Origin of the sequence: Colwellia maritima (genome assembly GCF_022669015.1) — a bacterium.
In the GTDB taxonomy this organism is placed as follows: Bacteria; Pseudomonadota; Gammaproteobacteria; order Enterobacterales; family Alteromonadaceae; genus Colwellia; species Colwellia maritima.
Map to the genome: position 1 here is coordinate 182,414 of NZ_JAKKSL010000005.1, position 12,253 is coordinate 194,666.

Annotated in this window: 6 protein-coding genes and 4 pseudogenes; 9 read left to right on the forward strand and 1 reads right to left on the reverse strand. The window is 38.8% G+C overall.

Going from position 1 to position 12,253, the window contains the following annotated elements; genetic code table 11:
• From L3081_RS21535 to ruvB, 7 genes and pseudogenes are all read left to right on the forward strand, one after another.
• Positions 1-1,878, forward strand: coding sequence for a sensor histidine kinase (locus L3081_RS21535; RefSeq protein ID WP_242288386.1), 1,878 nt, complete (start codon positions 1-3; stop codon positions 1,876-1,878).
• A 23-nt stretch (positions 1,879-1,901) separates the two neighbouring features.
• Positions 1,902-3,260 carry a sigma-54-dependent transcriptional regulator gene (locus L3081_RS21540; RefSeq protein ID WP_242288387.1) on the forward strand — a complete coding sequence of 453 codons (1,359 nt, stop codon included), beginning with the start codon at positions 1,902-1,904 and terminating at the stop codon, positions 3,258-3,260.
• A gap of 372 nt (positions 3,261-3,632) precedes the next feature.
• Entirely contained in the window at positions 3,633-4,721 is a 1,089-nt protein-coding gene (locus L3081_RS21545) for an MFS transporter (RefSeq protein ID WP_242288388.1), read from the forward strand.
• Positions 4,722-4,980: 259 nt separating this feature from the next.
• Positions 4,981-6,759 carry an aspartate--tRNA ligase gene (gene aspS / locus L3081_RS21550; RefSeq protein ID WP_242288389.1) on the forward strand — a complete coding sequence of 593 codons (1,779 nt, stop codon included), beginning with the start codon at positions 4,981-4,983 and terminating at the stop codon, positions 6,757-6,759.
• An 81-nt stretch (positions 6,760-6,840) separates the two neighbouring features.
• Positions 6,841-7,367, forward strand: a pseudogene (gene ruvC / locus L3081_RS21555) (crossover junction endodeoxyribonuclease RuvC).
• Between the two features lie 91 nt (positions 7,368-7,458).
• Positions 7,459-8,092 (forward strand): annotated as a pseudogene (ruvA, locus tag L3081_RS21560) (Holliday junction branch migration protein RuvA).
• Positions 8,093-8,107: 15 nt separating this feature from the next.
• Positions 8,108-9,123 (forward strand): annotated as a pseudogene (gene ruvB, locus L3081_RS21565) (Holliday junction branch migration DNA helicase RuvB).
• Between the two features lie 74 nt (positions 9,124-9,197).
• Here ruvB and L3081_RS21570 read toward each other — a convergent pair.
• A complete protein-coding gene (locus tag L3081_RS21570) occupies positions 9,198-9,707 on the reverse strand; it encodes a DUF2062 domain-containing protein (RefSeq protein WP_242288390.1) in 510 nt (169 codons plus the stop codon).
• 171 nt (positions 9,708-9,878) lie between these two features.
• Here L3081_RS21570 and L3081_RS21575 point away from each other — a divergent pair.
• A pseudogene (locus L3081_RS21575) lies at positions 9,879-11,461 on the forward strand (ComEC/Rec2 family competence protein).
• Positions 11,462-11,489: 28 nt separating this feature from the next.
• Positions 11,490-12,173, forward strand: a complete 684-nt coding sequence (locus L3081_RS21580; RefSeq protein ID WP_242288391.1) for a DNA internalization-related competence protein ComEC/Rec2 — start codon at positions 11,490-11,492, stop codon at positions 12,171-12,173.
• The last annotated feature ends 80 nt before the right edge of the window (positions 12,174-12,253 follow it).

A 12,253-nucleotide genomic window follows, 5' to 3' on the forward strand; every position in this document is an offset into this window, starting at 1 on the left:
TTGGGTTTGCTGTTTACGCTCACCATGGTGAAACAATTTGGTTTACGGTTGGCTTATCAAGATCTTAAAAGACAATCTACGTTAAATTTGAATAACCTGATCAGCTATATTGATAATACCCTGGGGCGTTTTGAAAAAATTCCAGAGGTGTTGTCAAAACATCCACTCTTACACGCCGTACTTACCAATCCTTTAGATACCGAGAAAAGTCAGCAACTTAATGTATTGCTTGAAGAAATGAGTGATGTTACTCAGGCGTCTGATGTGTATTTAATTAACCGCATGGGAATCACTATATCGGCAAGTAATTGGCGTAAAGAGAGTTCGTTTGTTGGTAATGATTTCAGTGTTAGACCGTATTTTTATCAGGCAATGAAAGGTGAGTTGTCACGTTATTATGCGGTTGGCTTGATTAGTAATCAACGAGGTTATTATTTTGCTTATCCGGTAAAAAACAAGGCAGAAGTGCTTGGTGTTATTGTGATCAAGCTGCGAGTTGATGATATTGAAAATCAGCACGCTAGAGATGTTGGCAGTGATAATTATAATTTTCTGATTGTTGGACCTGACAATGTTGTTTTTATGTCAGACAACGAGGAGTGGCGTCTTAATCAAATTACTACAACCGTAGACAATAAACCTTTTTTTAACGCAACAGAACCACCAGAATCTATTGATGTAAAACGTTATGCTGAAAGGGAAGTGCGCACGCTGCAAATATTACCCATTAAGAATAATTATTTGCCAATTATGCCTAATGTGCAAATTTTTCAACTGGTTGATACTAAAGAAAAGGTTTTTGCTCAGCAGGCTAAAATGCGTTTAAATGATTGGCATGTGCATATTTGGAGTGGCTTGAAACCGATAAAAGATCAGACTGCTTTTTTAATGATTATTGGCACCGGTGGTTATTTTTTAATGGTGATTTTGGTGTTGTTTACCAAAGAGCGATTGCGTAATACCCGTCAACAACGGCAGGCGAATATACTGCTTGAAAAACGGGTGAAAGAGCGAACTGAGGATTTAACTACCACAAATGAAAAACTGCTTGAGGAAATATCACAAAGGCAAAAAACACAACTCGAATTAAAGGCAACCCAAGAAGAGTTAATTCAAGCAGCTAAGTTAGCTGTGGTTGGTAATATGTCGGCAAGTATTAATCATGAAATTAATCAGCCATTGACCGCAATAAAAAGTTATTCGCAAAATGCGTTGATCTATCAAGAACGTAATATGCCTGAAAAAGTGACTGGCAATTTAAAACATATTATTGGTTTAACGGATCGTCTTGCTAATATTGTGAGCCAATTTAAAAGCTTTACTAAGAAAAGTAGTGGTGGGCAAGCGCCTGTTTTGGTGCAAACTTCAATTAACGAAACCTTGGCAATTATCAAGCATCAAGCGCAAAAGGCATCGGTGGAAATTATCACGGATGTGCCCGAAGAAGCCTTGTATATTCTTGGCGATGGTATCCGGTTAGAGCAAGTGTTTGTGAATATTGTGAGTAATGCGATGCAAGCTATGAAAAACATGAAGGCTAAAACTATTTATATTAATGTTTCTAAGGTTAAAATGAATGTCTCAAAAGAGGATGTTACCCAAGTAAACCTAATACAAGGGACTGGTACTCAAACATTTGAACAAGTAGATATTACGTTTAGGGATACAGGACCTGGTATTTTAGCGGATAATATAGATAAGATTTTTGAACCGTTTTTTACCACCAAAGAGAGTTTTGGTTTAGGCATTGGTTTGTCAATTTCACAACGTATTATTGAGTCAATGCAAGGTGTGTTAGTAGTGAATAATCACGATTTAGGTGGTGCAATCTTTACTATTTCGTTACCTTTGTATTCTTATCCCCCTCAATCTACATAACTTAAAATCCACAGGATTAAGCAATGGCTGAAAATAATTTAGGATCTGTTTTTATTGTTGATGATGAACAGCATATCCGCAGTGCTATCGAGCAGTTACTTGAATTAGAAAACTACGATGTACGCAGTTTTTCGAGTGCAAAAGACCTATTAGCCAATATTGACTCTAAGTGTCCTGATGTGATTATAAGTGACATTAATATGCCAGTGATGGATGGCCATCAACTGATGGCAAATGTGTTTAAAATAGACAGAGAACTCCCCATTATTTTGCTGACGGGGTTTGGTGATATTTCTATGGCGGTTAATGCCATAAAAAATGGTGCCTATGATTTTATTGAGAAGCCGTTTAATAATGAGCATTTAATTGATAGGGTAAAACGCGCTATTGATAAGCGAGCATTAACCCTTGAAAACCGAGCACTTAAAAAACAGTTGGTAGCCCATGCTTCTCCAGGGCCTAGAATATTAGGTAATTCACCCGTTATTGTTAAAATGCGTAATATTCTTGATAGTATTATGGATGCGCCTGCCGATATTATGCTGAACGGTGAAACAGGTACAGGCAAAGAACTTGTGGCACGTTATTTACATGATCACAGTATTCGGAAAGATCATAATTTTGTGGCGTTAAACTGTGGCGCTATCCCTGAGAACATCATAGAAAGTGAATTGTTTGGTGCCGAGTCGGGGGCGTTTACAGGCGCGGATAAACGCCGCATTGGTAAATTTGAATACGCTAATGGCGGTACCATCTTTTTAGATGAAATTGAAAGTACGCCCATGTCTTTGCAAGTGAAATTATTACGTGTTTTAGAAGACAGACAAGTTGTACGCTTAGGATCTAATCATAGTATTCCGTTAGATATTCGGGTGATTGCAGCAACTAAAATAGATTTATTGGCGTTATGTGAACAAGGTGAATTTCGCCATGATTTGTATTTTCGTTTAAATTTGGTTGACGTCAACATCCCGCCTTTAAGAGAGCGAAAGGAAGACATTCCACTGTTGTTTTTACATTTTGCTAGAATTGCTTCAACACGCTATAGTCGCGAGCTTATTCCATTGTCACAGCAAAACCGCGCCATTCTTTTAAGTAATGATTGGTTGGGTAACGTACGAGAATTACGCAATTTAGCCGAACGGTATGTTTTGCTAGGTGAAGATGCTGCTTTTGAAACGCATCAAGATAATTCCACTACATTACACTCTAATATGGTGCTTTCTGAGCGGGTTGGTTTTTTTGAAAAAACGCTAATACAAGATGCGCTGCATACAACAAATGGCTGTATTAAGGACACAATGGAAATGCTTTCGCTGCCAAGAAAAACCCTTTATGACAAAATGAAAAAGTATGGACTTCAACGTAAAGAAACGGAGTAGGGTAAGTTATACTAATCTCAGCAACTATGTGATCATTTCTACTTGCTAAAATCATCCACTACATCGTTATTTATTTAATAATTAGCACCACTCGTTATTGAAATAAATACCTTGTATTTGGCCATTTTTTCTACGTATATTTTTCTGCGTATAAAATAGATCACTTAATTAATGAAACGGGTATTAGACTTGTCACTTTAAGGCGTTATTTTTAGTAAACGCCTGTTTTGTTTATCACTTTTATCTTGTAAGTATCATTGTAATGATTGAAATAAAAACCGCGACATACCATCGTGCAAGCTTCGCATTAGCGCTTCGGGCTCATTTCTGGTATTTTGTAATTTGTACATGTTCCGACCTATGTTGCCCTTAATGGCTGAAAAATTTAATGCCAGTGCCATTGCTATAAACTGGTTATTGGCCGCGGGTACGTTGACCTTAGCACTCACCTTAGTGCCCTGGGCTATTGCGTCGGAAATGATTGGACGCCGTACTGTGATGATGCTGAGCCTTTTTTTATTGCCCTTTACTGGCATGGCAATGTTATTAACTGATTCTTTATTAATGTTAACGTTAGCCCGTGGGGTAATGGGGGTTTCGCTTGCAGGGTTTGCCGCGGTTGCTGTGGCCTATATGGCAGAAGAGTTTACACCTAAAGCCTTGGTTCTTGCCGTGGGTGGCTACATTAGTGCTAATTCTTTAGGGGGTATTACTGGCCGTTTATATGGCGGTTTTGTTACTGAGTATTGGGGGCGGGAAGTTGCGGTTGTAGGGATGGCAATGTTGAGTTTCCTTGGGGTTTTTTTAGTTAACCGTTTATTACCTCAACAACAATATTTTACGCCTAAAAAAGGGCAGTTTCGCACCCACAGTAAACAGGTTATTGAGCATTTAAAACGGCGTGTATTAGGGGTGGCAATGTTGATTGGCGGCCTAAATTTTGCCCTATTTGTTAATTTGTATACGGTAATGGGTTTTAGGCTTGTTGCTCCACCTTATTCCCTTTCTATTAGCTTAACCTCGATGATTTTTCTTTGTTATCTTAGTGGCACCATTACGGCAAAGCTGAGCGGTCGTTGGAGTCAGGTTTATAGTCCTATCAAGGGTATGGTAATAGGCACAACGGTTAGTGTTACTGGCATGTGGATTGCCTCTTTTGATTCTTTGTATACCATGATTATTGGTTTGTTATTCATTAGCTCGGGGGCTTTTTTCACGCACTCGCTTGCCTATGCTTGGGTAAGTCAAAAAGCAAAAACGGCCAAAGCAACGGCAACCGCACTTTATCTTGTGCATTATTATGTTGGTGGTAGTTTAGGTGGTTTTTACTTAGTTGCTTGTCGGCAATATGGGGACTGGTTTGGTGTGCTTGCCGGCGGAATGGCGTTGTATGCTTTAATTTATCTATTGATTTGGCGTTTGCATGTTTGTACGAAATTTGAATTACAAGAGCATGAATAACGGGGGACTTATTAGACGTGGGACGGGCAAATAGACGGTGTGTTAGGGCAATTTACCGTACCCGAATTTGTTCAGTAAAATCGATAAGCTATCGATAAGTTAAGTTAATGAAAATAATCATTCTTCGTTAGGGTGACTTTACTAATCTTTGCTTTATAATATGCGGCATTTATAAGCTTGTACCAAAATTACGATGTTCTCGATGAAGCTCGTAATATTTGTATAAGCAGCAGCTCATATTATTATCAAGGCAAAATCTATGCGTAGTCTTTATTGTGGTGAGGTTAATGAATCTCATATTGGTCAAGAGGTCACTCTTTGTGGTTGGGTAAATCGTCGTCGTGACTTAGGCGCTGTTATCTTTTTAGATCTTCGTGATCGAGAAGGTTTAGTACAAGTGGTTTATGATCCAGATTTACCTGAAGTACTTGCTACCGCAAATACATTGCGTAATGAGTTTTGTGTGCAGTTAAAAGGTAAAGTACGCGCACGTCCAGAAGGTCAAATCAACAAAGACATGAAAACAGGTGCTATTGAAGTGCTTGGTTTAGAGTTGACGATTTTAAATAAATCAGCACCATTGCCATTAGATTCAAACCAAGTTAACTCTGAAGAACAACGTTTAAAATATCGTTACCTTGATTTACGTCGTGCTGAAATGACTGAACGTTTACGTTTTCGTGCCAAGGTTACTTCAAAGGTACGTAGTTCGCTTGAGTCACAAGGTTTTTTAGATATTGAAACCCCAATTCTTACTGCTGCAACCCCTGAAGGTGCTCGTGATTATTTAGTCCCTAGTCGTACGCATAAAGGTAAGTTTTTTGCTTTACCACAATCACCTCAATTGTTTAAACAATTGCTGATGATGTCGGGTATGGAACGTTATTATCAAATAGTGAAATGTTTCCGTGATGAAGATTTACGTGCGGATAGACAACCTGAATTTACGCAAATTGATATTGAAACGTCATTTATGTCGAGTGATAAAGTCATGGAAGTGACTGAAACCATGATTCGTGAATTATTTAAAGAAATGCTTGATGTTGATTTAGGTGATTTTCCTCGCATGCCTTTTTCAGAGGCAATGGCGCGTTTTGGCTCAGACAAGCCTGATTTACGTAATCCATTAGAATTAGTGGACGTTGCTGATATTTTAAAAGACGTTGAGTTTAAAGTTTTTTCAGGCCCTGCGAATGATGAAAAAGGCCGTGTTGCGGTTATTTGTGTACCTGATGGTGCGGCGAAATTTTCACGCAAAGGGATTGACGATCTAACCAAGTTTGTTGGTATTTATGGTGCTAAAGGTATGCCATGGATGAAAGTGAACGACATTGATGCTGCCTTATCAACAGGCGTTGACGGTTTACAATCACCCATTTTAAAATTCTTATCTGCCGACGCTGCTAAAGCGTTGCTTGAGCGTACTAACGCTAAAACAGGCGACATTATTTTCTTTGGTTCAGACACCTATAACGTCGTGACTGAATCCCTTGGTGCTTTACGACTTAAAATAGGTGAAGATTTAGATTTACTTGAAGGTGAGTGGAAACCGTTATGGGTTGTTGATTTTCCTATGTTTGAAGAAATCGATGGCCGTATGCATGCACTTCATCATCCGTTTACAGCACCAACAGGTTTAACACCTGAAGAGCTTGAAGCAAATCCACTTGGTGCATTGTCTGATGCGTACGATATGGTATTAAATGGTTGTGAATTAGGTGGTGGCTCTGTACGTATTCATAAACAAGATATGCAATCTGCCGCGTTTAGAATTTTAGGTATTGATGAAGAAGAAGCACAAGAAAAATTTGGTTTCTTACTTGAAGCATTACAATATGGTGCGCCACCGCATGTTGGTCTTGCTTTTGGTCTTGATCGTTTAGTGATGTTAATGACTGGAACAACGTCGATTCGTGAAGTAATGGCATTCCCTAAAACTACCACAGCTGCTTGTCCGTTAACGAATGCTCCAGGTAATGCTAATCCTGCACAATTAGCTGAGTTGGGTGTGGCAACTATCTCTGAAGATAAAGAATAATGGTACGCGTGTTGTTTATGACGCGTATTGATTTATTTTGACATTATTCATGGTGTTTGAGCACGACTGTCTTGGGTCTTTATGGCTATTATACTAGGAATAGACCCCGGGTCGCGCTTTACAGGCTACGGGGTGATCAAACATGAAGATAGGTCGTTTACTTATCTTGGTAGTGGTTGTATTAAAGCACTAAGCCAAGGTGATGATTTAGCCTCACGCTTGCAAACTATTTTTGCCGGCGTGAGTGAAATTATTTTGCAATTTAAACCCGATATGTTCGCGATTGAACAAGTGTTTATGGCGAAAAACCCTGATTCTGCCCTGAAGCTAGGGCAAGCCCGTGGTGCTGCTATTGTGGCAGCAACAAACAGTGGCTTGCTCGTTGCTGAGTATTCTGCAAGGCAAATTAAACAGGCTGTAGTTGGCACTGGTGGTGCGGATAAAACGCAAGTGCAACATATGGTGAAAACCATTTTAAAATTACCTGGCACACCGCAAGCAGATGCGGCTGATGCGCTTGCTGTTGCTTTATGTCATGGGAATAGTCATGAAAGTTTAGCAAAACTTGCGGCCAAGCTCAAAAAACAGTTCGACGAAGATTGAGGTAGTTCAGTATTACGTAGCCAAAAAAGTAGTTTACTGTATAAATATCTAGTGGTATGATTTTGGCATCGTTATTGATTTTTGTAGGTTTATGCTGTGATTGGTCGTTTATCTGGCACGTTAGTTGAAAAATTCCCCCTGAAATTCTTATTGAGTGCGGCGTAGGCTATGAAGTGACTATGCCAATGACCAGTATTTATGCTTTACCCGAGTTAAATGAACAGACCATCATTTATACCCATTTTGTGGTACGTGAAGACGCGCAGTTGTTGTATGGGTTTGTGAATACCACTGAGCGTAAGCTGTTTCGGTTGTTGATTAAAGTAAATGGGGTTGGTCCCAAGTTGGCGTTAGCAGTGTTATCAGCTATGTCTGCAGATCAATTTGTAAGCTGTGTAGCTCATGATGATGTTTCAGGCATTGTAAAAATTCCCGGTGTTGGCAAAAAAACCGCGGAGCGTTTATTAATTGAAATGCGAGATCGCTTAAAAGATTGGCAAATTACCTCACTTACTCCGGCAACTGATGCAATGCCAACACAGTTAGGAGTAGAACAAACTTTTGTTAACGGTTTTAATGATGCGTTCCGTAATAATAAAGGTGATGCAATTAATGCACTAATTTCATTAGGCTATAAACAAGTACAAGCAGATAAAGCGGTTAAGCGGTTTATTCTGACGGGATGTCTAGCGAAGATATTATTCGCCATGCTTTAAAATCAATGCTGTAAAGACAGGGAACAACAATGATAGAAGCTGATCGCTTAATAGAACCCATTGCCACCGTTGAGGATGAAGGGGTTGATCGTGCTATTCGCCCTAAAATGCTCATTGATTATACTGGGCAAGCGCACGTTAAAGCACAAATGGAAATTTTTATTCCGGCAGCTAAAAATCGTGATGAACCACTGGACCATTTACTTATTTTTGGCCCTCCAGGTTTAGGAAAAACCACACTGGCTAATATTGTTGCCAATGAAATGGGGGTAAATATTCGTACTACTTCGGGACCTGTGTTAGAAAAAGCGGGTGATTTGGCCGCATTACTGACTAATTTAGAAGAAAACGATATTTTATTTATTGATGAAATACATCGTTTAAGCCCCGTGGTTGAAGAAATTCTCTATCCGGCAATGGAGGATTATCAACTTGATATTATGATAGGTGAGGGACCTGCAGCGCGTTCGATAAAATTAGATTTACCTGCATTTACCTTGATTGGTGCAACTACCCGAGCCGGTGCGTTAACGTCTCCGCTTAGGGATAGGTTTGGTATTGTACAACGCTTAGAGTTTTACAATGTGCAAGACTTAACCACGATTGTTAAGCGTTCCGCTAGTTTATTGAACCTAAATATGAATGAAGAGGGAGCCTTCGAAGTTGCTCGTAGAGCGCGCGGTACCCCTCGAATTGCTAACAGGTTATTACGTAGAGTACGTGATTATGCCGATATTAAAACCGAAGGTTTTGTTAATCAAGTAACTGCCGCTGCGGCCCGGATATGCTAGAAGTTGATAATGAAGGTTTTGATATTATGGACAGAAAGCTATTACATGCGATTATTGACAAATTTATGGGCGGGCCCGTTGGTCTTGATAATATTGCGGCGGCCATTGGTGAAGAACGAGAAACCATTGAAGATGTACTTGAGCCGTTTTTAATTCAACAAGGTTTTTTACAACGAACCCCGCGTGGCAGAATTGCTACCGATAGAGCTTACCAACATTTTTCAATTATGCGACCTGAAACAAAGTCGACCTGAAACAAAGTCGACCTGAACCAAAGTCGACCTGAAACAAAGTCGACCTGAAATACACGCCACCACAAATAAAGTTGTTATTTTCCGTTTCTTTTTTGCCAAGCTTTTATTGCGTTATAGCGCCATAAAAGCTGAATACCGCAATAGCCTAAAATAGAAAAAAGTACAGCTAATACACCACAGCCTAAGAAAAATGCAGGGCCTATGGTTGATAAACTATCAACAATCCACTGCCAACTAGCTTCAAACAAAAACTCTTTATGAGGGGTATGTAATAGCCAAGCTCCTACAACGTAACACGCGTAAAAAATTGCAGGCATGGTCAGTGGGTTTGTTAACCAGACTAAGGCAACTGACAGTGGTAAATTTGAATGAACTAAAATAGCAGTGCCGGCAGCTAAAATCATTTGAAAAGGCACAGGGATAAAAGCAAAAAATAAACCAACAGCAAAAGCTTTTGCTACAGAATGACGATTCATATGCCATAAATGGGGGTTGTGCAATAACTTGCCAAAAATTTTTAGATTTTTATTGTCTTTAATTCGCTGTGGATCTGGCATAAAGCGCTTAATTAGTTTTTTTGGCATATACTTACTATGATCTTTAGGGTTAGTTTACGTTTATTTTTAGGCTTACTTTTAATTTTAGGTTTCTATTATTGTTAATTAAGTATAGTTTTATTTAATCTAAATAAGGTTAGTTAAGCCGGCGAATAGAAAACTAATACAACAATTGATACAGGAAGTACTTCATTCACTATGGATTGGTGGTTAGCTAATTTTTTTCTGGGTGCTATATTCTCACTATTTTTACCTGTAGTGCCAGATCTTTTTGTGCTTATTTTACTTCTCTTTCTCTCGCTCTGCTTTTTTTATTATCCTTTTCATTTTACTACGCAGGTCAAACCCTTGCGATTAAGTTCAGGCTTATTGTTTGGCGCAAGTTGGATGTTATTTAGCGCGTTTAGCTTTCAGCACCTGTGGCAAGAAAACAGTATAAACCTCATTGAGTTATCAAGCAAAGCCCTGTGGGTAAAAGGTGAAGTATTAAGTTTGCACGCACCTGTAAAGCAAGGTGAACTAAATAATTCAGTAAGTCGTTTAACAAAAACCGACGATAAACAAAGTCAGCTGCGTTTCAATTTGTTAATAACACATCTTAATAATTCTAAACTATCTCAAGCAATCAAAATTCGCTTAAGTTGGAAAAATGCCTCATTTGCTTTGCAACAGGGGAATATTGTGAATTTAAAGATCAAGGTTAAACCTGCTCATGGTTTGGCTAATCAAGGCGGCTTTAGTTATCAAACGTGGTTAAACAGTAAAGCGATAAGTGCCACAGGTTATGTGATAAAACATAACAAAAATAAGTTAGTGGACGCAACGACTACTTTTCGTCAACAAGGCTTCAGTGATTATTCTCAGCGTTTATTAGATGAAAATGCCTCTAATGAGTTGGCGCCGTTGTTATTGGCGTTAGGATTTGGCTCTCGTACCGCATTAAGTCAAGATGTTTGGCAAGTTTTACAAGCAACGGGAACAGGGCATTTAATTGCTATTTCAGGTTTGCATATAGGTTTGGTAGCGTCAGGAAGTTTTTATCTCGTTATGCTATTTTTGCGTTTTATTCCCCTTAAGTTATTCAGTAACAGCTACCAAGTACAAACAATTAACGCTCGTTATTATGCTATAGGCCTCAGTTTACTTGTGGCGGTTAGTTATGGTTATTTGGTGGTTTTTCTTTGCCAACAGTTCGTGCGTTGGTGATGTTAAGTTTTTATTGGTTTACTCGCTTAGCCGCAATACATATCTCAATAAAACGATGGCTTTTGCTGACGTTATTTATCATAACGATAACGACTCCGTTTAGTTTGTTTACGGTAAGTTTTTGGTTGTCGGTTTATGCCGTTACGCTTATTTTTATGACCCTGTGGCGTTTCAAGTATTTTATTAATCAAGGTCATAAGGTATCGCGCTTTATCAAGGGTTTGCTTGTTATTCAGTTAAGTTTAACCGTGATGCTTTTACCTGTCAGTGCGCTCTTTTTTCAACAAATTTCGGTGGTGGCCTTTTTTGCAAATATTATTGCTGTGCCTTGGATGAGTTTTATTAGTATTCCTTTGTGTTTGTTGTCATTAGTTTTTCTGCCGCTGTCAGAAACATTTAGCCAGTTTTTGATTATGCTCTGCTTAGAATCCATACAGTTTATTTGGGATTATTTGTCTTACTTATCAATTAAACCATGGAGTGTCGTTACTCTGTCAAGTTTACATGTTCAGTTGATAGTGTTTTTTGGTTTGGTGATAGTGTTATGGGTGTTTTTCGCCAAAATTTACCCTTAAAAGTCAGATAAATACTAAAATACGTGCGATGTTATTTTGTTTTACTTTGCTTATAGGTTTTGTTTCATTTGTGTTGGTGGGGAAATCGACTAACGCCCCTAAACTTTGGCAATTAGTGGTGTTTGATGTTGGGCAAGGATTGTCTGTACTTGTACAACGGGGAACAAAGGCGATTTTATATGATACCGGCGCGGCGTATGACAGTGGCTTTAATATGGTAGAAGCGGTGGTGTTACCTTATTTGCAATTTGCCGGCATACAACAATTGGATAAAGTGATCATCAGTCACAGCGATAATGATCACGCAGGTGGTTTAGCTGTGTTGCAAAAATCCATTATGATTAAAGAGTTGATTTATAATAGCGATGCAGACAATGAGTCTAATACTTGTTTGCAAGGGCAGTCGTTTGACTGGCAAGGGTTAACGTTTGAAATGCTTTGGCCTGAACAACAAGTGTCAGAAGAAAATGACGACTCTTGTGTTATTTTGATTAAAGATGAAAAACACAAGGTATTGTTAACAGGGGATATCTCTAAAGTCATTGAAGGCAAATTAATTCAGCAATATCCGGCATTACAGGCCGATGTACTCGTTGTACCTCATCATGGCTCTAAAACTTCTTCAAGTAATGCATTTATTGAACAAGTACAAGCTGATATTGCTGTTGTGAGTCTTTGGGTTTTTAAATCGATGGCATATGCCTGTGGCTGAAGTAGTGAAACGTTATCAAAACAACAATGTTTCCTTAATTAATAGCGCCCAATCAGGGCAAGTGACATTGAAATTTTCAG

Bases quoted from the DNA above. Each gene is read 5' to 3' on its own strand.
- L3081_RS21540 (WP_242288387.1), top strand. From the start codon at position 1,902: ATGGCTGAAAATAATTTAGGATCTGTTTTTATTGTTGATGATGAACAG.
- L3081_RS21545 (WP_242288388.1), top strand. From the start codon at position 3,633: ATGGCTGAAAAATTTAATGCCAGTGCCATTGCTATAAACTGGTTATTG.
- aspS (WP_242288389.1), top strand. From the start codon at position 4,981: ATGCGTAGTCTTTATTGTGGTGAGGTTAATGAATCTCATATTGGTCAA.
- L3081_RS21570 (WP_242288390.1), bottom strand. From the start codon at position 9,707: ATGCCAAAAAAACTAATTAAGCGCTTTATGCCAGATCCACAGCGAATT.
- L3081_RS21580 (WP_242288391.1), top strand. From the start codon at position 11,490: ATGTTATTTTGTTTTACTTTGCTTATAGGTTTTGTTTCATTTGTGTTG.